At 74.9% G+C, this 23,150-nt stretch carries 19 protein-coding genes and 1 riboswitch; of the genes, 10 read left to right on the top strand and 9 right to left on the bottom strand.

Translation table 11 applies throughout. The annotated features are described in order from the left end of the window. Nucleotides 1-11: 11 nt before the first annotated feature. The 7 genes from ABT354_RS17670 to ABT354_RS17700 all read right to left on the bottom strand — a co-directional run bounded on the left by ABT354_RS17670 (nucleotide 12) and on the right by ABT354_RS17700 (nucleotide 9,097). Nucleotides 12-887, bottom strand: a complete 876-nt coding sequence (locus ABT354_RS17670) for a helix-turn-helix domain-containing protein (protein ID WP_351494601.1) — start codon at nucleotides 885-887, stop codon at nucleotides 12-14. A gap of 131 nt (nucleotides 888-1,018) precedes the next feature. Next, nucleotides 1,019-1,885, bottom strand: a complete 867-nt coding sequence (locus ABT354_RS17675) for a class I SAM-dependent methyltransferase (protein ID WP_351494603.1) — start codon at nucleotides 1,883-1,885, stop codon at nucleotides 1,019-1,021. After that, nucleotides 1,882-3,432: a 4-hydroxyphenylacetate 3-hydroxylase family protein gene (locus tag ABT354_RS17680; RefSeq protein WP_351494605.1), complete on the bottom strand. Its 1,551-nt coding sequence runs from the start codon at nucleotides 3,430-3,432 to the stop codon at nucleotides 1,882-1,884. Before ABT354_RS17680 ends, ABT354_RS17675 begins: the two co-directional genes overlap by 4 nt. After that, a complete protein-coding gene (locus ABT354_RS17685; RefSeq protein ID WP_351494607.1) occupies nucleotides 3,429-4,004 on the bottom strand; it encodes a flavin reductase family protein in 576 nt (191 codons plus the stop codon). Before ABT354_RS17685 ends, ABT354_RS17680 begins: the two co-directional genes overlap by 4 nt. After that, a complete protein-coding gene (asnB, locus tag ABT354_RS17690; RefSeq protein WP_351494609.1) occupies nucleotides 4,001-5,854 on the bottom strand; it encodes an asparagine synthase (glutamine-hydrolyzing) in 1,854 nt (617 codons plus the stop codon). Before asnB ends, ABT354_RS17685 begins: the two co-directional genes overlap by 4 nt. Then, nucleotides 5,854-6,705 (bottom strand): hypothetical protein, encoded by an 852-nt coding sequence (locus ABT354_RS17695; RefSeq protein WP_351494611.1) that lies wholly within the window; start codon nucleotides 6,703-6,705, stop codon nucleotides 5,854-5,856. The genes asnB and ABT354_RS17695 overlap by 1 nt, the downstream gene beginning before the upstream one ends. Before the next feature lie 1,384 nt (nucleotides 6,706-8,089). Further along, nucleotides 8,090-9,097, bottom strand: a complete 1,008-nt coding sequence (locus ABT354_RS17700) for a response regulator transcription factor (RefSeq protein WP_351494613.1) — start codon at nucleotides 9,095-9,097, stop codon at nucleotides 8,090-8,092. A gap of 617 nt (nucleotides 9,098-9,714) precedes the next feature. Between ABT354_RS17700 and ABT354_RS17705 the strand changes: the two genes are divergently transcribed. The 7 genes from ABT354_RS17705 to ABT354_RS17735 all read left to right on the top strand — a co-directional run bounded on the left by ABT354_RS17705 (nucleotide 9,715) and on the right by ABT354_RS17735 (nucleotide 17,434). Next, complete coding sequence (locus tag ABT354_RS17705; RefSeq protein ID WP_351494615.1) at nucleotides 9,715-10,665, top strand: ABC transporter permease; 951 nt, start codon at nucleotides 9,715-9,717, stop codon at nucleotides 10,663-10,665. Then, entirely contained in the window at nucleotides 10,662-11,579 is a 918-nt protein-coding gene (locus ABT354_RS17710; protein ID WP_351494617.1) for an ABC transporter permease, read from the top strand. The genes ABT354_RS17705 and ABT354_RS17710 overlap by 4 nt, the downstream gene beginning before the upstream one ends. Then, nucleotides 11,576-12,463 (top strand): ABC transporter ATP-binding protein, encoded by an 888-nt coding sequence (locus ABT354_RS17715; RefSeq protein ID WP_351494619.1) that lies wholly within the window; start codon nucleotides 11,576-11,578, stop codon nucleotides 12,461-12,463. Before ABT354_RS17710 ends, ABT354_RS17715 begins: the two co-directional genes overlap by 4 nt. A gap of 71 nt (nucleotides 12,464-12,534) precedes the next feature. Further along, the gene (locus ABT354_RS17720) at nucleotides 12,535-13,464 is read left to right on the top strand and encodes an ABC transporter ATP-binding protein (protein ID WP_351494621.1); all 930 of its coding nucleotides are present in this window, start codon (nucleotides 12,535-12,537) and stop codon (nucleotides 13,462-13,464) included. A gap of 34 nt (nucleotides 13,465-13,498) precedes the next feature. Then, nucleotides 13,499-15,142, top strand: a complete 1,644-nt coding sequence (locus ABT354_RS17725; protein WP_351494623.1) for an ABC transporter substrate-binding protein — start codon at nucleotides 13,499-13,501, stop codon at nucleotides 15,140-15,142. Between the two features lie 82 nt (nucleotides 15,143-15,224). Further along, complete coding sequence (locus tag ABT354_RS17730; RefSeq protein ID WP_351494625.1) at nucleotides 15,225-16,259, top strand: LLM class F420-dependent oxidoreductase; 1,035 nt, start codon at nucleotides 15,225-15,227, stop codon at nucleotides 16,257-16,259. Between the two features lie 59 nt (nucleotides 16,260-16,318). Continuing rightward, nucleotides 16,319-17,434 carry an LLM class flavin-dependent oxidoreductase gene (locus ABT354_RS17735; RefSeq protein WP_351494626.1) on the top strand — a complete coding sequence of 372 codons (1,116 nt, stop codon included), beginning with the start codon at nucleotides 16,319-16,321 and terminating at the stop codon, nucleotides 17,432-17,434. Between the two features lie 32 nt (nucleotides 17,435-17,466). On the opposite strand, the gene ABT354_RS17740 is transcribed toward ABT354_RS17735, so the two are convergent. Next, on the bottom strand, nucleotides 17,467-18,441 hold the full coding sequence (locus tag ABT354_RS17740; protein ID WP_351494628.1) for a GlxA family transcriptional regulator: 975 nt from the start codon (nucleotides 18,439-18,441) through the stop codon (nucleotides 17,467-17,469). Between the two features lie 82 nt (nucleotides 18,442-18,523). On the opposite strand from ABT354_RS17740, the gene ABT354_RS17745 reads away from it, so the two are divergent. Continuing rightward, complete coding sequence (locus ABT354_RS17745; RefSeq protein WP_351494630.1) at nucleotides 18,524-18,754, top strand: hypothetical protein; 231 nt, start codon at nucleotides 18,524-18,526, stop codon at nucleotides 18,752-18,754. A gap of 136 nt (nucleotides 18,755-18,890) precedes the next feature. Here ABT354_RS17745 and metE read toward each other — a convergent pair whose 3' ends face one another. Continuing rightward, the gene (gene metE, locus ABT354_RS17750) at nucleotides 18,891-21,209 is read right to left on the bottom strand and encodes a 5-methyltetrahydropteroyltriglutamate--homocysteine S-methyltransferase (RefSeq protein ID WP_351494632.1); all 2,319 of its coding nucleotides are present in this window, start codon (nucleotides 21,207-21,209) and stop codon (nucleotides 18,891-18,893) included. Between the two features lie 158 nt (nucleotides 21,210-21,367). After that, nucleotides 21,368-21,589, bottom strand: a riboswitch (cobalamin riboswitch). A gap of 97 nt (nucleotides 21,590-21,686) precedes the next feature. On the opposite strand from metE, the gene ABT354_RS17755 reads away from it, so the two are divergent. After that, a complete protein-coding gene (locus ABT354_RS17755) occupies nucleotides 21,687-22,556 on the top strand; it encodes a GNAT family N-acetyltransferase (protein WP_351494634.1) in 870 nt (289 codons plus the stop codon). A gap of 92 nt (nucleotides 22,557-22,648) precedes the next feature. Further along, nucleotides 22,649-23,128 carry a VOC family protein gene (locus ABT354_RS17760; protein ID WP_351494636.1) on the top strand — a complete coding sequence of 160 codons (480 nt, stop codon included), beginning with the start codon at nucleotides 22,649-22,651 and terminating at the stop codon, nucleotides 23,126-23,128. Nucleotides 23,129-23,150: the final 22 nt, after the last annotated feature.

Consider the following 23,150-nt stretch of genomic DNA (forward strand, 5'->3'; position numbering starts at 1 on the left):
GACCGACCGGGTCAGCCCGCCCGCCGGTCCCCCGCCCGCCGTACCGGCCGCAGCGGGCGGGTGGCCAGCCCGGTCATCCGCTCCCGGTCCGCCTCCCCGACCGGGGTGAAGAGCAGCACCAGCGCGCTGGGGTCGTCCACCGGGTGGAACGACGACAGCGCCAGCTCCACCCGTCCCGTACCGGCCGGTTCCACCGTCACCGCACGGGCCGTCAGTTCCGCCACCGAATGGCATCCCCACCAGTGGCGGAACTCCGGCGCGTCCCGGTCCAGATGCCCGTACACCTCACTGGTCCGGGGATCGGTGAGGGCCCGTCCGGCCTGGGCGCGGAAGTGCTGGAAGACATTCATCGCCAGCGGCTCCCAGTCGTGGAGCACCGTCCGCAGCCGCCGGTCGGCCACCATCAGCCACATCAGATTGCGCCGGTCGGCCGGGACCGAGGCGGGGTTGCCCCAGAGCGCGCTCCAGGCGGCGTTCCAGCAGACCAGGTCGAAATGACGGTCGAGCAGCGCCGCCGGGCTCGCGGGCCAGGAGTCCAGCACCGGGCGGACCGCGGCGGCCAGGGTGCCGCCGTCACCGTCGCCGGGTCCCGTCGCGGGGTCGTGGTACCCCGCCAGCCGCATGGCGTGGCGCTGGCCCGCGGCGTCCAGCCGCAGTGCCCTGCTCACCGCCGCCAGCACCTGCCGGGAGGCGGTCACCCGGCCCTGCTCCAGCCAGGTGTACCAGGCCAGACCCACGCCGGAGAGGGAGGCGACCTCCTCCCGGCGCAGCCCCGGGGTGCGTCTGCGGGCGGTCGCCACCAGCCCCACATCGGAGGGTTTCAGCAGCTCGCGGTGGGCCCGCAGAAAGGCGCCCAGCTCGGTGCTGGGGGCGGGAGTTGAGGTCATCGGACACGTCTCCTCGATGGCCGGTGGGGAGCGGACATGGGGCGGGGGCGGGACGCCGGGCCAGCGTAGCCCGGCGTCCCGCCCCCGCGGTACGGACAGCGCCCCGCCGGCCACGGCCGGCGGGGCTCGCGTCAGCCGCCCGTGCGCGGGGTCAGCCGCCAGAGGCGGACCGGCATCTCACTCACCCGGCCCCGTTCCCGCTGCCGCCGCCAGGCGCTCTCGCCCACCGCGGTGAAGAACTCCGCCCGCCGCTCCGGGGCGACCAGCCGGGCGTAGTAGTCGCCGAAGGTGGCCGCGTGGAAGTGCTCGTACTGGCCGGCGTCCGCCACCGTGACCCGGGCGGAGCGCTGGACCCCGGACTCGATCCGGAAGTGACGGCCCAGCAGTTCTTCCAGCTCACCGGGGGTGCGGGTGCGGACCGCGATCGGCAGGACCCCGCCCTTCGCGAAGAGTTCCGGCACCGCTTCCGGCGCGGTGCCGAGCGCCGTGAGCGTCTCCCGTACGATCTCGTCCTCCCCGCCGAGCCCGTCGCCGTCCCGGGCCGGGTGGTACGTCGTCAGCAGAAAGCTCCCGCCGGGGGCGAGGCGGTCGGCGATCCAGGCGAAGATCCGCTCCTCGTCCGGGTAGAGCCAGTGCAGCACCGAGGTCATCGTGATCACATCGGCCCGCTCCGGCACGGCGGGCGGGTCGGTGAGATCCGCCGGGAGCAGCCGGACCCTGGGGCCGTGGGCGGCGAGGCGGGTGCCCGCCTCCGCGATCCGGTGCTCGGAGCGTTCCAGCCCCACGGCCAGCCGCAGCGAGGGGAAACGGGCCAGGGCCTCCTGGAGCAACTGCCCGATGCCGCTGCCCAGATCGAAGAGGACGGCGGGCTCCCCGTCGACCGCGTCGAGCACCCAGTCGCGGTCGAGGACCTGCCGCAGGGTGCTGGCACGGTCGTAGCCGGCGAGGGTACGGGCCTGGTCCTCGGTGGCGGGGGCCTGAACGGAACTGCCGGTCACGGGCGGTCCTCCTGAGCGGGAGCGGGGGCGGGAGCGGATTCGGTACGGGCGGGGGCCGCGGTGCCGGGCTCCGCGGGGGCGGTGGCGGGGGCGCCGATGAGGGACTGGATCCGTTCCCGCGCCTCCCGCTGGTCGTAGCGCTTGTAGAGATTGATGCGGTTACGGGTGAGGTCGCCGCGGTGGACCTCCTCGTAGAGGTGCTGCCGCTGGCCGAAGGCGTCCCCGGTGAGTTCCCAGGCGAGCCGGAACAGCCGCGACTTGTGGTCGGCCCCGATGTCCTTGCCGCGCATATAGCGGTCGAGATGGGGCCGGAGCCGGGGGTGGGCCAGATCGTTCTCGGTGGGCTGCATCAGCAGCCCCGACGCCCCGATCCGGCGCACGATGTCGACGGCGCTCCCGGCGACCTCCGCCGACCAGACCCGTCCGGCGGCGGTGTCCCCGGGCGCCAGCAGCCCGCTGTCGGTGACCCGGGCCCGCGCCTCGGCCGCGTCAAGGAGCAGTTCGGTCAGTTCCGCGTACCCCGCGAGCCGCCCCAGGTCCTCCTGGACATTGCGGAAGCCGTCCACCCCGATGGACTCGGCGACCAGGGTGGCCGTCGCCAGCAGCGCCCGCAGCCGCTCCCGGTAGCGGACATGCCCGATGTACGCGCTCCACGCGTTGATCCGGCCGAGCCCCTCCCGGGCGAGCAGCCCGTCCCGCAGCAGGAAGACGCGGTCCCAGGGCACGGTCACATCGTCGAAGAAGAGCATGGCGTCCTGCTCGTCGAAGCGGGCGCCGATGGGATGGGAGTGGCCCCAGGGTTCGCCGCCGAGCGGCTCCCGGCACAGGGTGATCAGCCCGGGGGTGTTCAGCGGCAGCGCGAACCACACCACGAACTGTTCGCCGCGCCGCTGGGTGAAGGAGGCGGAGAGATAGACCAGCACCTCATGGGCGAGCGGGGCCAGGGTGGTGAGCTGTTTGGCGCCGCGCACCACCACGCCCCGGTCGTTCTCCTCGACCACCCGCAGGGCGAGATCGGGGTCGTCCACGGGGTCGGCCGACCGGTCGATCTGCGGGTCGCCCAGGGCGTGCGAGAGCACCAGGTCATGGGTGGCGCAATGGCGGTACCAGGCCTCCGCGTTGGCCCCCGCGCCGGGCCTGGCCCGCTCCAGCCGGTGGCGGAAGTCATGCACCCCGACGGCGATGGAGGCCATGAAGGCGGGGGAGCGGCCGTGCTGGCCCAGCGACTGGGCGTGCCAGAACTCGGCGCTGCGGCGCTGGGTCCGCAGCTCCTCCAGGGTGCGCGGCGGCTGGTAGCCCCGGGCGAGCCGCAGCCCGCTGTCGGGGTCCTTCCAGGTGAGCAGGGAGCGGTGGGCGGGGTCGTGCTGGAGGTCCAGCAGCCGGGCGATCTCATCGACGGCGGGCCGGAAGGCGGGGTGGTCCGCCGGGTCGGTGATCCGCTTGCCGTCGAGGTACAGCTCGCGTCCGTCGGAGAGCGAGGCACGGTAGCGGTCACCGGTGAGCAGCCCTTCACCGAGCAGGGATGCGGGCGGTTCCGGTCGGGTCATTCACGGGCTCCTGTCGGGGTCATGGGCGGGTGGTGCAGTCGGCGGTAGCCGCCGTCGTGGTAGAGCAGGGGGTCGCCGGGGCCGCCGCCGGAGCCGATGACCCGTCCGACGAGGACGGCGTGGTCACCGCCGGGGAGCACGGTGTGCAGCCGGCAGTCGAACCAGGCGAGGCTCTCCTCCAGGACCGGCGCCCCGGTGTCGTCGCGCATCGGCGCGTGGGTGAAGAACCCCAGGGCGTGGCCGGCCCCGGGGGATGCGAACCGCCGGGCGAGCGCCTCCTGTCCGGCGCCGAGCACCGATACCGCGTACCGGCCGCTGGCGCGGGCCGCGACGGCGAGCGGGCTGCGGGCGGCGACGGCCACACTGATCAGCAGGGGGTCGAGCGAGAGGGTGCAGAGCGAGGACACGGTCTTGGCGTAGACGTCCTCGCCGGACCGGGTGGTGAGCACCCCGACCCCGGTGGTCCAGCGGCGGGCGGCCTCCCGGTAGGCGTCCGCCCCGGGCCGCTCGGCCGTACCTCCCCGGGGCCGGGCGGCGGCGATGGTCCCCGGGGGCGGTGTCGCCCCGCTCATCGCAGCCCCACCCGGTAGGCGCGCAGCCACTCGTCCACCTGGACGAGATGGTCGAGACCGCCGACCGGATTGGGCGCGGTGCGCGGGCTCGGCAGCGGGCGGCCCTCGGCGAGCGCGGTGCGGACCAGCTCCCGGTCCACCAGCTCGAAGACGGGCGCCTGCCGGTCGGCCAGCAGCTCCTGGGCGCGGGCGGCCAGCACCTCGCCGTAGCGGACGGCGGGTGTCGAGGGATAGCCGCTCTTGGGCCGGTCGGTGACCTGGGGCGGCAGCAGATCGCGGACGGCGTCCCGCAGCAGTCCCTTGGGACGGCCGCCCGGGGTCCGCAGCGCCCAGGGCACCTGGGTCACGTACTCCACCAGGCGGTGGTCGCAGAAGGGGACCCGGACCTCCAGGCCGACCGCCATGCTCACCCGGTCGACCCGCTCCAGCAGCGGTGGCAGCCAGCGGGTGAGCGCCAGATGGAAGACCTCGCGCAGCCGCCGCGCCCCGTCGTCCTCGCCCGCCAGCCGGGGGGCGCCGGCGAGGGTGCGGCGGTACTGCTCGGCGGTGTACTCGGCGGGCCGCACCTCGGCGGCCACCTCCGGCCGGAGCAGGGCCGCCGGTGTGGTGCGGCCGTGCAGCCAGGGGAAGGTGCCGGAGGCCAGGGCCGCCGGGTCGTGGAAGTAGGGGTAGCCGCCGAAGATCTCGTCGGCCGCCTCGCCGGAGAGCGCCACCGTCGAACGGCGCCGCACCTCCCGGAAGAGCAGATACAGCGAGGCGTCCATCTCGCCCCAGCCGGGCCGGTCGCGGGCGCGCAGCACGGCGTCCCGGGCGTCCAGCAGATCGTCGTCGGGGATCACCACCGAGGTGTGCAGGGTGCCGATGTGGTCGGCCGCCGCCCGGACGAACGGGGCGTCGGCCCCGGTGCGCCAGGCGTCGGGGGCCCGGTCCGCGCTGCCGGGGAAGTCCACCGAGAAGCTGGTGATCTTGGACTGCCCGGTGCGTTCCGCGGCCAGTGCGGCGAGGGCGGTGATCGCGCTGGAGTCCACTCCTCCGGAGAGCAGGGAGCAGAGCGGTACATCGGCGATGAGCTGGCGTTCCACGGTGTCGGCGAGGAGTTCCCGTACGGTCCGCAGGGTGGTGGCCGGATCGTCGGTGTGCGGCCGGGCCCCCGGGGACCAGTAGCGGGTGGTCCGGGTGGCGCCCCGGGTCACCGTGACGATCTCGCCGGGCAGCACCTCGTACAGCCCCCGGAAGAGCCCGTGCCCCGGTGTGGGCGCGGCGGGCAGCGCGAACAGCTCCGCGATCCCCTCGGTGTCGAGTTCGGCCCGGAAGCGGGGGTGGGCGAGGACCGCCTTGGGCTCGGAACCGAAGAGCACCCCGGTGGCGTGCGGATGCCAGAACAGCGGTTTGACGCCGAGCCGGTCCCGTACCAGCGACAGTTCCTGGCGCGCGGTGTCCCACAGGGCGTAGGCGAAGATGCCGTTGAGCCGGCCCGGTGCGTCGGCGCCCCACTGGAGGTGGGCCCGGAGCACCACCTCGGTGTCGGAGCGGGTACGGAAGACATGGCCCAGGGCGGTCAGCTCCCGGCGCAGCTCGGGGTGGTTGTACAGCTCCCCGTTGTACGAGAGGACCGCGCGCGGCCCGGTGCCGGCGGTGTCCGGGGTGTCGGCGAGGGGCTGGGCGCCGCTGTCGGGGGCGATGACGGCGAGTCGGCGGTGGCCCAGGGCGGCGTGCCGGGAGAGCCAGATGCCCGAGTCGTCCGGACCCCGGCAGGCCAGGGTCGCGGTCATCGCCCGCAGGGTCGCCTCCCGGTGCCGGTCGTCGGGGCCGTCCGGCGCCCAGTCGGTCCAGCCGGTGACTCCGCACATCAGGACTCCTCGGGTGTGTCGGGGGCGGTGGCCTCCCAGCGGCAGCCGTGGCCGGTGGGGCCGGTGCGCAGCTGGTGGACGGGGAGATAGCCCTTGGCGCGGATATTGGAGCCGATCGCCTCGGTGCAGTAGGTGCAGGGGGAGGCGAGGGTGAGCCGGACCCCGGCACGGCGGGCCTGCTCCCGGTAGTCCCAGATGGCGCAGTGGGTGATGGTGAGCGCGGCGTGGCGCACGGGGCCGGTGGGGGCGGCGGTGCCGTCGAACTCGTACTCCGAGCCGTAGAGTTCGGCCTGGCGGGCGATGCGGTGGACGGGGTCGGCGGCGCCCCGGCCGTGGTCGGGCTCGACCCGGCGGTGCACCTCCGCGTTGGACCGGGCCCAGTCGGCGAGGACGGACTCACCGAAGCGGGCTATGAGGAAACGTTCCATCAGGGCCTGGCCCCGGAAGAAGAGGCGCTGCCACTCGCTCGCGGGGGCGGAGCGGGGATCGGGCAGATCGGCGAAGAGTTCGGCCTGGAGCGCGAACCACTCGATGAGGTGCTCCTCGTCGCCGACGGAGCCGAGGAGGGCGGTGAGGCCCGCCTCGGCCTCGTGCAGCCGCCGGCGCCAGAGCGCGGAGCGCTCGGTGTCCGGCATGGCGCGGTAGACGTTCCGGGACGGCTCCTCCGGCTGCGGGGACCCGGGCCCGGGGGCGCCGGGAGGAGCCAGCAGCGAGGTGCGGACGCCGGGTGCGGCGGGCGGTTTCCGGGGCTCCGGCGGCGGTGCGGCGGGCCCGGGCCCGGACCCGGGGCCGGGTCTGGACCCGCTCTCCGGCGCGGAGCGGGAGGACCCTCCTTCGGGCGGTTCGTTCATGGGGTCTCCTGGTGCGCGTGAGGGTGCGGCGGATGCGGGAACGGGCGGCCCCCCGGTCCCGTCGTCCACGCTAGGAGGCGGGTCCCGCGCCCCAGAAGCCACGAACGGAGTCGGTGGCGGAGACCATCAGCCCACCCCGGATGCTCCGAAGGTCGCCCCGGGCGCGGTGCGTTCCCCGGGGTGTACGGGGCCTGCGCATCCGCCGTGTCGGTGTCGGGCCTCGGTGGCACGGCCGGTGCGTGGTGCGGGAGCCGAGCGCGCCCGCCGGGGACGGCGCCCGCGGACCGTGGCCGAGGGAGGTCGACCGCCCCGGTCGATGGCGGTCCGCCGGGCGACGGCCCGGACCCGTGCCGGTACGGGAGCCTCGGACGGGGTACGACACCTGGGCCCTCGGGGCCGGTCCTGAGCCCTTGCCCGGAGTGCCCGGCCGCCCGAGCGGTCGGGATTGTGGACCCCGGCCGCTGACGGACATCGGTACGGGCGGGGCCGCCCACGGGTGTGTGCCGTTTGCGCGGGTCCCTTCCACCGGGCGGGGCGGACTTCCGTCGCACGGGCGCCGGGCGACGCGCCCGGGAACCGCCCCGGAGCTGCGCTTTTCCGGCCGGGGCCGATGACCTCCGGGGGAGTGGGGACCGGCGCTGCCCTCCCGGGGAGGGCAGCCGTCCACGCGGGCGTCCACCGCGTGGAGCCGCCCGCACGAGGGCCGGGCCGCTATCGGGCCGGCCCGGGTCGTCCCCGGGGGGTCGCGCCCGGGCACGGGCTCTTCCGCCCGGGGCCGGGGCACGCCGGGTTCGGGTCCGTGGTGTGGTGCTGTCCGGACGGGGGCGGGCGACACGGGACCCGGGCCGGGCCCCTCCGGCTGCGGGCACCGGGCCGGAGCGCGGGATCGGGTCGGCAAGGGATGCCCCCGGGTCCCGGCGCCGGGTCTTCCCGCTCCGGGCGGCGGGGCGCGCGGTGTTCGGACGGATGCGGGCGACCCGGGTCTGGGCCGGAGTGCGGGAGCCGGGTGCGGTGGCGGGTGGTGCGGGCTCACGTTGGCGGGGCCCGGGTCCCGGCGCCGGGTCTTGCCGCCCCGGGGCGGTACGTGGTCCTGGGACGGAGGATGGGGCCGACCCAGGGGCGGCGGCCGGTGGTGTGCGCGGGAGTTGGGGGCCCCGGGCTCCGGCGCCGGGTCCTCCCGCTCCAGGTGCGGGGCGTGCGGGGCCCGGGTGTCTGCCGTGGAGCGCCCGGGCGGGTGTGCGGGCGCCCGGGGCCGTGCCGGGGCCGTGCCGGGGTGCGGTCCGGCACGGCTCTCCCGGCGCGGGCAGGCCCCGGGCCCGGGTGGGCCCGGGGTGGGGTCAGGGTCTTCCGTTCGGAGCAGGCTGGATCGGGGAGCGGGGTCGGGTCAGCCCGCCAGGCCGTGGCGGTGGGCGTAGAGCGCCGCCCGCAGGCGGTCCGACTGCCCCGTCTTCCGCATCGCCTGCGTCAGATGTTTCTTCACCGTCGCCTCGGCCAGCGCCAGCTCCCGCCCGATCTCCGCATTGCTCAGCCCCCGCGCCAGCTGCGCCAGCACCTCCCGCTCCCGCTCCGTCAGCCCGCAGTGCTGCGGCGGTGGCTCCGCCGCCTGCCCCGCCAGGCTGGCCGCGTGCACCGGCGCGGGCGGCGGCGCGGGCAGGAAGACGGTGCCCCCGCCCGCCGCCAGCGATACCGCGCCGATGATGTGGTCCTCCGGCAGATCGAGCGGAAAGCAGCCACTCGCCCCGGCGAGCAGCATCCGGCTGGCCTCCGTGGTGCTCTCGGCCCGCCGCAGCAGCAGGACCCGCGCTCCCGCGTGCCCCTGCGGCCCCCGCAGCCGTACCACCGAGGCGAGATCGTCCGCCAGCGGCGCCCGCCCGCCGAGCAGCACCACATCCGGCCGGACCCGCCGTACCGCCTCCATCGCCCGGTCCGGGTCGCCGGAGCTGCCCACCACACTGATCCCCGGCACCGGAGCGAGCACCCCGCGCAGCCCCGCACGGGCCACCGGATGCCGCTCCACCAGCAGGACCCGGGTGGTGGACACGGCCCGGGGCCCCGCGTCCGGGCAGAGCGGATGACCGCAGACGCACCCCACCGGGGCGGGCAGACGGTAGCGGCCGGCCGGCCCCGGCTGCCGCTCGTCGGCGAGCAGCTGATGACCGGCTATCAGATCCAGCGGATTGTCTATCTCACTGTGCAGGGCGCGGGCGTCCCCGGCCGGATCGATCAAGCCGCACGACGGATTTCCGCTCGCTGTCCCGGCCGGCGGACGGGGCAGCGGCAGCGGGACGGCGGCGGTCCCGGAGACGGGTTCTCGGAAGCGGTACGGCATCGCGTGGTTCCCCTCGGACACGATGGTGACACCGGACTCCTCCGCGTATCCCTGACCTGCCATCAGGCCGTCGTGACCTGGGCGTTCTGGGGGAGGGGACAGGCCCGGCAGGAAAGGAGGAGAAGGCGCTGCTGTCCGATGGTGAAGGTCAGCCGGTGGAGGTCAGCGCCCGGCGATGGCGGGACAGGTCTCGTCGAAGCACCTGCGGTGCCACGAGCCACAGATACCGACCAGTGTGAAGTCGGTTCTTCGCCAAAGAGCCATAAGCCCAGCTTAGTGAGGGCTTCAGGGGACGGTCAACGCCGGTCGCCGTACAACTGTCCGCCCCGACGTGCTACCCGGCCGTGCGGATCCTATGACCGGAAGTATCCCCCAGGAACGCCTGCCTGGCTCCGGCCGGGCGCCGTACCCCATCCTTCGACTCACCGCCCGGACCGGCCCGCCGGGAAAGGTTCCGTGCCGCTGGACCGCCCCCGGCGGCTCCCCGTGGCACCGGAGCACCGGCCGTTCCCGCGCCGGGGCCCACCGCGCACCGCGACGCCGAGGCACCGCCCGGCCCCCACGGCCCCGCGCCTCCCGGACCACCCCCTCCCGTTCCATGGAAGGAACCCGACCATGCCCCGCCCCCCGAGCCCGCCCACCGCCGCCCGCCCCGGCGCGGCCCCGTGCAGGCCCGGCGCATGACGCGCTATCTGCTCCGCCGGCTGCTGCTCGCGGTGCCCACCGTGCTCGGGGTCACGCTGGTCGTCTTCCTCGCCGCCACCCTGGTCCCCGGCGACCCGGTCACCGCCTTCCTCGGCCCCGGCGCCCCGCCCGCGGCGCGGTCGGAACTCACCGAACGGCTCGGCCTCGGCGAGCCCGCCCCCGTCCGGTACGCCCGCTGGCTCGGCCATCTCCTCCGTCTCGACCTCGGCTTCTCCGTCTCCGCCCAGCGGCCCGTCGCCGAACTCCTGCTGCCCGCGGCGGGACAGACCCTGCTGCTGGCCGCCGCCGCGTTCACCCTGGTCGTCATCGGCGGAGTGCTCCTCGGCACCGTCGCCGCGCTGCGCCCCACCGGTCTGCGGGGCAGGTTCGCGGGCGGCCTCTCCACCCTCGCCGTCTCCGCGCCGCAGTACTCCGTCGCCCTGTTGCTGATCGCCGTCTTCGCGGTCGAGCTGCGCTGGTTCCCGGCGGGCGGCACCCACAATGTGCTCGGCCCCGGCGGCACCGGGGACCGGCTCGCCCATCTCGTGCTGCCCGCCGTCGCCGCCGCCCTGGTCCCGCTCGGCCTCACCGCCCGGGTCTTCGGCGCCGCGCTCGCCACCGTCCACACCTCGGACCTCGCCGACGGACTGCGCGCCCGCGGACTGAGCCGTACCGCCGTACTGCGGCACTCGCTCCACAACGCGTCTCCCGCCCTGCTCACCATCGGCGGACTCCAACTCGCCTATCTGCTGGAGGGAGTCGTCTTCGTGGAGACCCTCTTCTCCTGGCCCGGACTGGGACGGCTGCTGTACGACGCGCTGGCCGCCCGGGATCTCGCCCTCGTCCAGGGCGGGGTGCTGCTCATCGCCGTCGCCTTCGTCGGCATCAACCTCGCCGTCGACACGGCCCACGCCCTGATCGACCCGAGGATCAGGAGCGCCCGGTGAAGCCCTCCACCGCCCCGGCGGCGCTCCCCGACCCCGGAAAAGCCCCCGAAAAGGCCCCCGGAGAAGCCCCCGGCAACACCACCGCAAGGCGCTCCCGTGGCGGCCTCGTGCCCGCCGCGCTGGCCGTACTGCTCTGCCTGATCGCGCTCGTCGGACCCTGGCTGCCGCTGCCCGACCCCACCGCCGGCACCCTCGACGACCGGCTGCTGGACCCCGGCAGCCCGGGACACCCGCTCGGCACCGACAGCCAGGGCCGGGACATGGTCGCCCGGCTGATCGCGGGCGCCCGCCCCTCGCTCCTCGGCGGGATCGTCCCGGTCGCCGTCGCCGCCCTCGTGGGCACCGCCCTGGGCGCCGTCGCCGGACTCGGCGGACGCCTCACCGAACACGCCGTGCTCCGCACCCTCGATGTGCTCTACGCCTTCCCCGGCGTGCTGCTCGCCCTCACCGTCGCCACCGTGCTGGAGCCCGGACTGACCACCACCGTCATCGCCCTCTCCCTCGTCCTCACCCCCGCCGTCGCCCGGGTCGTCCTCACCGAGGTGCGCCGCATCCGTACCGCCGAATACCTGGAGGCCGCCCGGGTCAGCGGAGCCTCCCGTACCGCCGTCCTCCTCTTCCAGGTCGCCCCGGTGATCGCCCCGGTCGTCCTGGTCCACTGCTCGTCCCTCATCGGACTCTCCGTGGTCTACGCCGCCGGCCTCTCCTTCCTCGGCCTCGGCACCCCGCCCCCGGCCGCCGAATGGGGCGCCATGCTGGACGAACTCCGGCCCGTCCTCCTCACCCACCCCGAGGTCGCGGTGCTGCCCGCGCTCACCGTCCTGTTCGTGTCGGTGGTCTTCAACACCCTCGGGGACGCGCTGCGGCGCCGCACCGGGGACCACGCCACCCCGGCCCCGGAGACCGTCCGATGACCGCCCGCCCCCTTCCCCGGACCACCCCCGCGTCCACGGCCGGAACCGGGCCCGGCGGCCCGCCCGCGCTGGAGATCACCGGCCTCACCGTCCAGCACGCCGGCCCCGCCGGAGCGCCCCCCGCCGTCGACGGAGTCTCCCTGCGGATCGACCCCGGAGCCGCCTTCACCCTCGTCGGCGAGTCCGGCAGCGGCAAGACCACCGTCGCCCGTACCGTCCTCGGGCTCACCGCCCCCGGGGCCACCGTCACCGGCAGCGTCCGCGCCGACGGCACCGAACTCCTCGGACAGGACGAACGGAGCCTCTCCCGCATCCGGGGCCGCCGCATCGGCTATGTCCCCCAGGACCCCACCGGCTCCCTCGACCCGCTCCGCCGTATCGGCCCCCAGCTCACCGAGGTCCTGCTGCGCCATGGCGCGGCCCCCGGACGGCGCGCCGCCCGCGACGCCGTCCCCGCCCTGCTGGCCCGCGCCCAGATCACCGACCCCGAACGCGTCGCCCGCAGCCGGCCCCATGAACTCTCCGGCGGACAGCGGCAGCGTGCCGCCATCGCCCTCGCCGTCTGCTGCGGGCCCGCGCTGCTCGTCGCCGACGAACCCACCACCGCCCTCGACCCCCTGCTGCGCGCCCGGATCCTCGACCTCTTCACCGCCCTGCGCACCGGGACCGGCCTCGCCCTGCTCTTCATCACCCACGATCTGACCGCCGCCCGGCGCATCGGCGGCCGGGTCGCCGTCCTGCGGGCGGGCCGGATCGTGGAGACCGGCGACACCGCCGATGTCCTGCGCGACCCCGGCCACCCCTACACCGCCGAACTCGTGGCCGCCGCCGCACCCGGCGCGGTCCGGCGGAAGGCGTCCGCCGCACCCGGAGCCGGCCGATGACCGCCCTGACTCCGCTGACTCCGCTGACCGAGCCGACCGTAACCCCCCGTCCCCGTACCGGGAGCGAGCCCATGACCGCACCCCTTCCCGCCGGGGACGAGCGCCCCCTGCTCGCCCTCACCGATGTCACCCAGGAGTACCCCGGCACCGGCTCCGCCCCCGCCCGGACCGCCCTGCGCGACATCCGGCTGGAGGTCCGCCCCGCCGAGACCGTCGGCCTGGTCGGCGAGTCCGGCTCCGGCAAGTCCACCCTCGCCCGGATCGCCCTCGGACTGATCCCGCCCACCCGGGGCACGGTCCGCTTCGACGGTGAGGACCCCTACCGGTGGCGGGGCCGCCGCGCCCGCCCCGCCCGCGCCCGCCTCCAGTACGTGCCCCAGCACCCCTACGGCTCCCTCAACCCGGCGCTCCCCTGCGGCCACGCCGTCTCCTTCGCCCTGCGCGCCCGGGGGGTTCCCCGCCGGGACCGCCCCGAGGAGACCGCGCGACTGCTGCGGCTCGCCGGACTCGACCCCGCGCTCGCCACCCGCCGCCCGCGCGAGCTGTCCGGCGGACAGCTCCAGCGGGTCGCCCTCGCCCGCGCCCTCGCCACCGGCCCCGCCCTGCTGATCTGCGACGAACCCACCTCGGCGCTGGACCCCCGGGTCCAGGCCCGCCTCCTCGACCTGCTCGGCTCCCTCCAGGAGAGCCAGGGCCTCGCCTATCTCCTCATCTCCCACGATCTGGCGGTGGTCCGGCGGCTGGCCCACCGGGTCGTCGTCCTCCGCGACGGCCGGATCGTCGAACACGGCCCCGCCGACCGGATCTGGGAGACCCCCCGACATCCGTACACCCGCGCCCTGCTGGCCGCCGGGGACCCGGACCGTTCCCCTGTCCCTGGTGACCCAGAAGACCCGGAGGCACTGGAGGCCCCGGAGGCACTGGGGACACCGGAAACCCCAGAGCACCCGAAGGCCCTGAAAACCCCGGGGAACACCCCCGTACCGCTTCCCACCATCTGACCCACCCCGCGCCCCGCGCACCCAGAGGACACCCATGACGCACCGCCCCGAGCACCCCACCGCACCCGGCCACCGGCCCCGGCGCGCCCTCCCGCGCCGCCGGGCCGCCGCGCTCGTCGCCGCAGCCGCACTGCTGCTCACCGCCCCCGGCTGCGCCACCGACCCCGGGACCCGGCCCGCGAGCGGCAAGGGCGGCACCCTCGTCATCGGCTCGACCGGGAAGCTCCCCAACACCGACACCCTCCTCGGCGGCGCCGGATTCGAGGGGAAGCGGCTGGTCAGTTTTCAGCTGTACGAGGGCCTCACCCGCTACGACCTCTCCCGCACCGACGCCGCCCCCGAGATCACCGGCGCCCTCGCCACCTCCTGGAAGGTCGCCCCCGACCGCCGCACCTGGACCTTCCAGCTCCGCAAGGGCGTCACCTTCCACGACGGCACCCCCTTCGACGCCCAGGCGGTCGTCTTCAACCTCGACCGCTACCTCGACAAGAAGAGCCCCCACCACACCGACGCCCTCGGCGCCGCCGCCCAGGAGTACGCGGGCAGCATCGCCTCCTGGCGCGCCCGCGGCACCCACCGCGTCGAACTGGTCACCAAGAAGCCCAACGGCCACTTCCCGGACGACCTCGCCCATGTACTGATCGCCAGCCCCTCCGCCGTACGCTCCGCCGGAACCACCGGACTCACCCGCCGGCCCGTCGGCACCGGGCCGTTCTCCTTCGCCTCCCAGCGGCCCGGCGAGGAGATCCAGCTCACCCCCTACCGGCGCCACTGGCGCGGCGCCCCCCGGCTGGAGCGGCTGATCGTCAAGGCCCTCCCGGACGCCGCCGCCCGTACCGCCGCCCTGCGCTCCGGCTCCGTCAACTGGATCGAGTACCCCCACCCCGACGACCTCGCCGCCCTCAAGGCCGACGGGGCCCGGATCCTCACCAACCACTACGACCACCTCTGGTACTGGATCCTCGACACCGAAAGCGGACCGTGGAAGGACCCCCGGGTCCGCCGCGCCGCCAACTACGCCATCAACCGCGAGGCCATCGCCGAGAAGCTGCTCCACGGCACCGCCGACCCCGCCTACCAGGCCGCGCCCCGCTCCACCCTCGCCTACGACAAGGCCGGCGACCGCTACGGCTACGACCCCGCCAAGGCCCGCCGACTCCTCGCCGAGGCGGGCCGGAAGGACGGCTTCCGCGCCTCGGTCACCGTCCCCACCGCGGGCTCGGGCAATCTGCTCCCGGTGCCCATCGCCGAAGCGCTCCAGCGCGACCTCGCCGCCGTCGGCATCGAGGTGGAGATCCGCACCACCGACTGGTCGACGCTGATCGCCGCCGAGGCCCGGGGCGAGGTGGCCCGCGGCTCCGACGCCATCGCCCAGTCCACCACCCTCTTCCAGTCCGAGGCGCTGCTGCCGCTCTTCATCGGCAGCGACAGCACCTTCTGGACCGGCGGCTACGGCAACGCCCGCGTCGACGCCCTGCTCGCCTCCGCCGCCGCCTCGCCCGACCGGGCCGTACGCCAGCGCGCCTACCGCGAGGCCCTGACCCAGGTCACCCGGGACGCGCCCTGGCTCTTCGTCGTCAACGACCGCAACCCCCGGGCGCTCGCCCCCTCCGTGCGCGGCCTGGTCCAGCCGCAATCGTGGTTCCTGGACCTGACCACCGTCCATGTCACCGCCTGACCCGTACCACCCCGTACAACCGCACGTCACCCCGTACCCGCCCAGGGCCCCGTACGCCCCCCAAGGAAGGACGGCCGGTTCCATGACCGCCGAGCAACCCCCGCACCACCCCCGCACGGCGACCGGCGGCACCCCGCCGAACTGGGGCATCACCCTGCCCCTGCCCGGACTGACCATCGACCGTCACCGCTTCCTGGTGGAACGCCTGCCCGACCTCGGCTACACCGATGTGTGGAGCGCGGAGGGCGGCGGCACCGACGCCTTCACCCCGCTGGCGGCCACCGCCACCTGGTCGCCCAGCCTGCGCATCGGCACCGGGATCGTCCCCGTCCACACCCGGGGCCCCGCCGTCCTCGCCCAGACCGCCGCCACCCTCGCCCAGCTCGCCCCCGGCCGGCTGCTGCTCGGCATCGGATCATCCGTCCCCGCCCATGTCACCGACATCAACGGCATCCCCTTCGACGAGCCCTTCAAGCGGACCCGCGATGTGCTGCGCTTCGTCACCCGGGCGCTGCGCGGCGAGTACATCGCCGGTGACTTCGACACCTTCTCCATCACCGGCTACCGGCTGCCCCATCCGCCGGCCGAACCCGTCAAGGTCATCCTGGGCGCGCTGCGGCCGGGCATGCTGCGGCTGGGCTTCAACGAGGGCGACGGGGCCATCACCAATCTGCTCTTCCCGGACGACGTGCCGAAGGTGCTGGACGCGGTGGGCCCCCAGCCGCCCGGCAAGGAGCTGGTGGTGAAGGTGTTCGTCTGCCCCACCGAGGACACCGCGTACGCGCACCGGGCGACCCGGCCCTTCCTCGCCTGGATCCTCAACCGGGAGCCCTACCGCAAGTTCCATGAGTGGCTGGGCCATGGCGAACTGCTCCGGGAGTGCCACGCCGCCTGGTCGGCGGGCGACCCCGAGGCGGCCCAGAAGGCGCTGCCCGACGAGGTGGTCGACGGCCTCTTCATCAGCGGCTCCCCCGAGGAGTGCCGGGAGCGGATCCTCGCCTACCACCGGCCCGGGGTGACCACCCTTCAGCTGTATGTCTCGCTGCCGCCGGATGAGTTCGCCAGCCGGGCCCGGCTGCTGGACACCCTGGCGCGGCTGGGACCCGCCGCCCGCTGAACGGGCCGCCCGAGGGCGCGCCCGGAACCATCTGTGCAGGGAACGAGGACGGAGTGAGCATGGAACTGGATCTGCGGGGCGGGATCCGCGCCGCCCCGGTCGCGGGCGCCACCCCCGGGGAGCGGCAGGCACTGCGCTTCGCCCCGGACCCGCCGGAGCGCGACGCCGACCCCGCGCATGTGGCGAGGACCGCCCAGGAGAACGAGGAGGACGGCCTGGACAGCGCCCTGGTCACCCAGTCCAGCTCCTGGCCCGACCCCTGGCTGGTGGGGGCGTGGGCGCTCGCCGCCACCAGCCGGCTCCGGATCGCCGTCGCCCACCGCGCCGGGATCACCGCCCCCACCTCGGCGGCGCGCTCCCTCGCCACCCTGGACCGGCTCTCCGGCGGCCGGGTCTCGGCCCATGTGATCGTCGGCTCCAGCGACACGGATGTCGCCCGCGACGGCGATCTCCTCACCAAGGCGGACCGCTACCGCAGGGCCGGGGAGTATCTGGAGCTGTTCCGGCGCGGTCTGACGGAGCGCCGGGGCTTCGACCACCGGGGCGAGTTCTACCAGGTGCGCGACGCCCGCCCGGGGGTGTGGCCGAGGCCGGGCGGCGAGCTGATCTCCTTCGGCGGGTCGTCGCCCGAGGGGGTACGGCTCGCCGCCCGGTTCGCGGAGGTGTACGCGGTCGCCCCCGGGCCGCTGCCGACCACCCGGCGGCGTATCGCCGAGGCCCGTACGGCGGCGGCCGAACACGGCAGGACCCTGCGTATCTGGCGCCATGTCACCCTGGTCCTCGACCGGACCGACGAGGCGGCGGCGGAGCGGGCCCGCCGGATCGGCCGGGACGCCATCCGGCTGGCGACCGCCCCCGAGTCACGGGGCCGGCGGGACGCCGTCCAGCTGGACCGGGACCGCGAGCGCGGACTCACCGGCCCGGACCGGAGCGACCAGGAGCGGATCACCGCCTATGTCCGCCGCTCCCTCGCCGGGGCCTTCGTCGGCTCGCCGGAGACCGTCGCCGAACGGATCGGCAGACTCCGCGCGGCGGGCGTCGACATCGTCCAGCTCGACACGGCGGTCGAGACCGACCAGGACCGGGATCTGCGCCGGGCCCTGATCACCCGGCTGCGCAGCGGCTTCCTGCCGCCCCCGGCCCGTGGCGGCCGCCACCCCCGCCAGGGCTGGTGAGCCGCGGGCGGCGGCCGGTCCGGGGGCCGGGCTCAGGACGGCCCGGCCCCCGCCGAAGGGCCCCGGAAGGTACGGCGGTAGGCGTGCGGGGTGGTCTCCAGGGTCCGCAGGAAGTGATGGCGCAGCAGGGCGGCGGTCCCGAAGCCGGTCCGGCCGGCGATGGTCTCCACGGTGTCGTCCGTGGTCTCCAGCAACTGCTGTGACAGCAGGATCCGCTGGCGCAGCAGCCATCGGTAGGGCGTGGTCCCGGTCTCCTGCCGGAAGCGGCGGGCGAAGGTCCGGGGCGACATATGGGCCCGCTCGGCCAGCCCCTCCACGGTGATCTCCCGGTCGAGATGGTGCTCCATCCAGGCCAGTACCGTGCCGACGGTGTCACAGCGGGCGGACGGCAGGGGCCGTTCGATGTACTGGGCCTGTCCGCCGTCGCGGTGCGGCGGTACGACCATCCGCCGGGCGACGGTGTTGGCGACCCGGGGGCCGTGCTCCTGCCGCAGGACATGGAGGGAGGCGTCGATGGCGGCGGCGGTCCCCGCCGAGGTGATCACCGGCCCCTCCTCGATGTAGAGCACCCCCGGGTCGACGATCGCCCGGGGGAAGCGCTCGGCCAGCGCGCGGGCATGGCGCCAGTGGGTGGTGCACCGCCGTCCGTCGAGCAGCCCGGCCGCGCCGAGGACGAAGGCGCCGGTGCAGACGCTCAGCAGCCTGGCCCCCCGGCCGGCCGCGTGGCGCAGCGCCGTCAGCAACTCCTCCGGATAGGCACGGGTGGGGTAGTCGCCCCCGGTGGGCAGGGCGATCAGATCGGCCTCTTCGAGCCGGTCGAGCCCGTGCGGGGTGGCGATCTCGAAACCGGCGTGGGTGCGCAGCCGGGGTCCGGCGGCGGAGACCACGGCGAAGTCGTAGACGGGCAGCCCGTCGTCGCTGCGGTCGTGCCCGAACACCTCGCACAGGACGCCGAGTTCGAAGGGGTGGACCACATCGAGCAGGACGACGGCGACATTTCTCAGCATGGTCGCAGTGTGGCAGTAATTCGATTCCCGATGACAGTCCTGCCACTGCCGGGCGGGGGCCGGGGCGGCGAGAGTTGACCGCATGACCTCTTCCACCGCACTCAGCTGGATCGTGCTGTCCGGCCTCGCGCTGCTCCTTCTGTCGCCCTCGCTCGCCGGGCACCTCCGGGACCGCCGGATCGACCGGCAGCTGGGGGAGGCGGAACGGCGGCCCCATGACCCGGTGCCCGGGCCGGGCACCCGGGCCGCCCGGTGGGACCCGGGCGTCCAGGAGTGCCCGGCCGCGCCCGTACGGCTCCCGGCGCGGACCTGACCCCCGTACGGCTCCCGGTGCGGGACCGACCCCCGGACTGTTTCCGGCAAGGGGATGACCCCGTACCGTCCCGGCCCGGGTGGCCCCGGGGCGCGGCCGCCCGGGAAGGTCCCGGACGGCCGTACCCCGGGGGGTGTCAGGATCCCGACAGCTCCTCGCGGACCGTGCGGGCCGCGCCGACCAGGTTCTCCAGGGAGGCCCGGGTCTCGGTCCAGCCACGGGTCTTCAGACCGCAGTCGGGGTTGACCCAGAGCCGCTCGGCCGGGATGGCCTTGAGGCCGGTGCGCAGGAGGCGGGCGGCCTCCTCCTCGGACGGGACCCGGGGCGAGTGGATGTCCCAGACACCGGGTCCGGCCTCACGCGGATAGCCATGGGCCGCCAGCTCGTGGGCGACCTGCATATGGGAGCGGGCCGCCTCCAGGCTGATCACATCCGCGTCCAGGTCGTCGATGGCCTGGACGATGTCGCCGAACTCGGCGTAGCACATATGGGTATGGATCTGGGTGCCCGGCCGGACACCGGCGGTGGTCAGCCGGAAGGACTCGGTCGCCCAGTCCAGATAGGCGCCGTGGTCGGCGGCCCGCAGCGGCAGGGTCTCCCGGAGCGCCGGCTCGTCCACCTGGATCACCGCGGTGCCGGCCGTCTCCAGATCGGCCACCTCGTCGCGCAGGGCGAGCGCGACCTGGCGGGCGGTCTCGCCGAGCGGCTGGTCGTCGCGGACGAAGGACCAGGCCAGCATGGTGACCGGGCCGGTCAGCATCCCCTTCACCGGACGGTCGGTGAGGGACTGGGCGTACGAGGTCCAGCGGACGGTCATCGGCTCGGGCCGGGAGATGTCCCCGGCGAGGACCGGCGGCCGGACATAGCGGGTGCCATAGGACTGGACCCAGCCCTGCTGGGTGGCGAGATAGCCGGTGAGCCGCTCGGCGAAGTACTGGACCATGTCGTTGCGCTCGGGCTCGCCATGGACCAGGACATCGATCCCGGTCTTCTCCTGGAACGCGATCACCTCGGCGATCTCGGCCCGGATGCGCTCCTCGTACCCGGCGGTGTCGATCCGTCCGGCCCGCAGATCGGCCCGTGCAACGCGCAGTTCGTCGGTCTGCGGGAAGGAGCCGATGGTGGTGGTGGGCAGCTGCGGCAGCCCGAGGCGGGTGCGCTGGGCGACGGTCCGCTCGCCGTAGGGCTGGGAGCGGCGGCCGTCCGCGTCGGTGATCGCCCCGGTACGGGCCCGGACGGCCGGGTCGCGGGTGATCGGGGAGGCCGCGCGGGAGGCGAGCGCGGCCCGGTTGGCGGAGAGTTCGCCCCGGATGGCGTCGGTGCCCTGGGCGAGGCCCTTGGCCAGGGTGACGATCTCGGCGGTCTTCTGCCGGGCGAAGGCGAGCCAGCGCAGGATCTGCGGGTCGATGTCGCGTTCGGCGGCGGCGTCGATCGGGACATGCAGCAGCGAGCAGGAGGCGGCCACATCGACCCGGTCCGCGAGCCCCAGCAGGGTGCCGAGGGTGGCGAGAGACTTCTCCAGGTCGTTGACCCAGATATTGCGGCCGTTGACGACTCCGGCGACCAGCCGCTTGCCGGGCAGCCCGCCGACGGCGGCCAGCTTCTCCAGGTTGGCGGCGGCGGCCTCGGTGAAGTCGAGGGCGAGACCCTCGACGGGTGCCTTGGCGAGGACCGGCAGGGCCTCGCCCAGCTGGTCGAAGTAGGAGGCGACCAGCAGCCGCGGACGGTCCGTGAGGGCGCCGAGATCACGGTAGGCGCGGGCGGCGGCGTTCAGCTCCGCCGGGGTGCGGTCCTGCACCAGGGCGGGCTCGTCCAGCTGGACCCATGCGGCACCGGCGGCCCGGAGATCGGCGAGGACGGCCCCGTACACCGGCAGCAGACGGTCCAGCAGGGTCAGCGGGTCGAAGTCGGCGGCCACCCCGGGGGCGGGCTTGGCCAGCAGCAGATAGGTGACCGGGCCGACCAGCACCGGCCGCGGGGTCAGCCCGAGCGCCAGGGCCTCGGTCACCGCCGCGACCTGCTGGGTGGAGTCGGCGGTGAAGACCGTGTCCGGGCCCAGCTCCGGCACCAGATAGTGGTAGTTGGTGTCGAACCACTTGGTCATCTCCAGCGGCGCCACGTCCTGGGTGCCGCGGGCCATCGCGAAGTAGCCGTCGAGGGCGTCGGCGGCGACGGCCGCCCGGTGCCGCTCGGGGATCGCGCCGACCATGACGGTGGTGTCCAGCACATGGTCGTAGTACGAGAAGTCGCCGGTGGGCACCTCGTGGACGCCGGCCCCGGCGAGGTCGCGCCAGGTGGCGGCGCGCAGTTCGGCGGCGGTGGCCCGGAGGGCGTCGGCGGTGACCCGGCCCTTCCAGTAGCCCTCGATTGCCTTCTTCAGCTCCCGGTTCGGGCCCTGACGGGGGTAGCCGTACACGGTGGCCTGTGCTGCCGCGGCTGCGGACTTCGGTGTCACGGAGATCTCCTTCGCGAGATGAATCCCTGAGATCCCGGGGACGGGACGAGAGCGCGAAGGGGTGACGGACCGGACGGGCCCGTGTGCGATGGCACGGTCCTCCGTCTGGTGTCGCCGACCCGCCCTCGAGGTCACCGGGATATCCGCGCGCGGAATCGTCCGCGTGCGGGCAACGGGCAGGTCTTCGGACTCGCGGGCACATCCACCGGGGACCGGCGGACACCTACTGGCCGTCGCTTCCCAGATCCCTGTGGACCCAGTGCGTATGACGGCGGTCGTTCCCACTCACCGCTGCGGGGCAGTCCCGGATTCCCACCAGGTTCCCTCTTACGACGCAGCCCGTCTGGCGGACGGGGCGAACCAGCTGCACCGGTCAGCTTACGGTGCCGTTTCCCCCAGCGGGGAGCCATGTCCAGAATGCGGATGATGTCCTGTGGGGGAACCGCCGGGTCGGGACCGTGCTGCTTGGATGGGCCCATGAGATGGGATCATGAAACCGGTGCGGCCCTCCTGGTCGAGCTGGAGAACTACTACGACACGGTGCCCCGTTCCAACGCGCGGGCCGAGGAGCTGGGACCGCTCACCCTCTTCGTCCGGGAGGGCGCGGGCTGGCCCTACTACGCCCGGCCCACGCTCACCGGCCCCGGCTCGGTGACGGCTGACGTGGTGGCGGTCGGCGCGGTGACGGCCGACGCGGTGGCCCGGGTCCGGGCCCGCCAGCGGGAACTCGGCGTTCCGGAGAGCTTCGAATGGGTCGCCGAGACCACCCCCGCCCTGCGCGCCGCCGCCGAGGAGGCCGGACTCACCGTACGGGAGCACCCGTTGATGGTCCTCGACCCGGACCGGGCGCCGGCCGGGGTACCGGAGACCGGCGACGGTGTACGGGTACGGATCCTGGAGCCCGGCGACCCGGCGCTGCCGAGCGCCCTGGCCGTACCGCACCTGGCCTTCGCCGAGCCGGGGACCGCGACCGGCCCGGCGGGCCCGCCCGAGCTGGCGGCCGCGGTCCGGCGGGCGGCGGCCGACGGTACGACGGCCGCCATGGAGGAGCGGATGCGCGCCGGACGGGTCCGGATCGCCGCCGCCGTCACCCCCGAGGGGCTGGCCCTCTGCTCCGGACAGCACCAGCCGGTCGGGCCGGTCACCGAGGTCGTCGGCGTGGGCACCCTGCCCTCGGCCCGCCGCCGGGGCCTCGGGGCCGCCGTCACCGCCGCCCTCGCGGCCGACGCCCGCGCCCGGGGCGCGCACACCGTCTTCCTCTCCGCGGGCGACGAGGAGATCGCCCGTCTCTACGCCCGCCTCGGCTTCCGGCGGGTCGGCACCGCGCTGATCGCCGAAGCGGATTGACTGACCGGGGCCGATGAGTTCCGGCGCCCCGGACGGTCGGAGAAGAGAGGGGCCGAAGGGGTTCGGCCCCCAGGACACCAGGAGTGTGCGTGATGCCGCGGATCATCCCCAACCTGTGGTTCGACACCCAGAGCCAGGAGGCCGCCGCGTTCTACTGCGCGGTCTTCCCCCGTTCGAGGATCACCCGGGTCACCCACTACGGCGAGGCCGGACCCCGCCCGGCGGGCCTGGTCCTCACCGTCGAGTTCGAACTGGACGGACAGCCGTACACCGCGATCAACGGCGGCCCGGAGTTCACCTTCACCGAGGCCGTCTCGCTCCAGATCGACTGCTCCGGCCAGGCCGAGGTCGACCACTACTGGGAGCGGCTGACCGCCGACGGCGGCCAGGAGGGGCCGTGCGGCTGGCTCAAGGACAAGTACGGGCTGTCCTGGCAGGTCGTCCCCCGGGAGCTGGAGGAGCTGCTCCACGACCCCGACCCGGCCCGTGCCGACCGGGCCATGCGGGCGATGCTCACGATGGGAAAGCTGGAGGTGGCCGCGCTCCGGGCGGCGGCCGACGGCGACGGCTGAACCGCGCCCCGTACCGTACCCC

It is taken from the genome of Streptomyces sp. NPDC000594 (assembly GCF_040299965.1).
GTDB lineage: Bacteria > Actinomycetota > Actinomycetes > Streptomycetales > Streptomycetaceae > Streptomyces.

What these genes read in the sequence shown, in the direction of transcription:
- ABT354_RS17670 (WP_351494601.1), bottom strand. Translation starts at nt 887, where the DNA reads ATGACCTCAACTCCCGCCCCCAGCACCGAGCTGGGCGCCTTTCTGCGG.
- ABT354_RS17680 (WP_351494605.1), bottom strand. Translation starts at nt 3,432, where the DNA reads ATGACCCGACCGGAACCGCCCGCATCCCTGCTCGGTGAAGGGCTGCTC.
- ABT354_RS17685 (WP_351494607.1), bottom strand. Translation starts at nt 4,004, where the DNA reads ATGAGCGGGGCGACACCGCCCCCGGGGACCATCGCCGCCGCCCGGCCC.
- asnB (WP_351494609.1), bottom strand. Translation starts at nt 5,854, where the DNA reads ATGTGCGGAGTCACCGGCTGGACCGACTGGGCGCCGGACGGCCCCGAC.
- ABT354_RS17695 (WP_351494611.1), bottom strand. Translation starts at nt 6,705, where the DNA reads ATGAACGAACCGCCCGAAGGAGGGTCCTCCCGCTCCGCGCCGGAGAGC.
- ABT354_RS17700 (WP_351494613.1), bottom strand. Translation starts at nt 9,097, where the DNA reads ATGGCAGGTCAGGGATACGCGGAGGAGTCCGGTGTCACCATCGTGTCC.
- ABT354_RS17705 (WP_351494615.1), top strand. Translation starts at nt 9,715, where the DNA reads ATGACGCGCTATCTGCTCCGCCGGCTGCTGCTCGCGGTGCCCACCGTG.
- ABT354_RS17715 (WP_351494619.1), top strand. Translation starts at nt 11,576, where the DNA reads ATGACCGCCCGCCCCCTTCCCCGGACCACCCCCGCGTCCACGGCCGGA.
- ABT354_RS17720 (WP_351494621.1), top strand. Translation starts at nt 12,535, where the DNA reads ATGACCGCACCCCTTCCCGCCGGGGACGAGCGCCCCCTGCTCGCCCTC.
- ABT354_RS17725 (WP_351494623.1), top strand. Translation starts at nt 13,499, where the DNA reads ATGACGCACCGCCCCGAGCACCCCACCGCACCCGGCCACCGGCCCCGG.
- ABT354_RS17730 (WP_351494625.1), top strand. Translation starts at nt 15,225, where the DNA reads ATGACCGCCGAGCAACCCCCGCACCACCCCCGCACGGCGACCGGCGGC.
- ABT354_RS17735 (WP_351494626.1), top strand. Translation starts at nt 16,319, where the DNA reads ATGGAACTGGATCTGCGGGGCGGGATCCGCGCCGCCCCGGTCGCGGGC.
- ABT354_RS17740 (WP_351494628.1), bottom strand. Translation starts at nt 18,441, where the DNA reads ATGCTGAGAAATGTCGCCGTCGTCCTGCTCGATGTGGTCCACCCCTTC.
- ABT354_RS17745 (WP_351494630.1), top strand. Translation starts at nt 18,524, where the DNA reads ATGACCTCTTCCACCGCACTCAGCTGGATCGTGCTGTCCGGCCTCGCG.
- ABT354_RS17755 (WP_351494634.1), top strand. Translation starts at nt 21,687, where the DNA reads ATGAGATGGGATCATGAAACCGGTGCGGCCCTCCTGGTCGAGCTGGAG.
- ABT354_RS17760 (WP_351494636.1), top strand. Translation starts at nt 22,649, where the DNA reads ATGCCGCGGATCATCCCCAACCTGTGGTTCGACACCCAGAGCCAGGAG.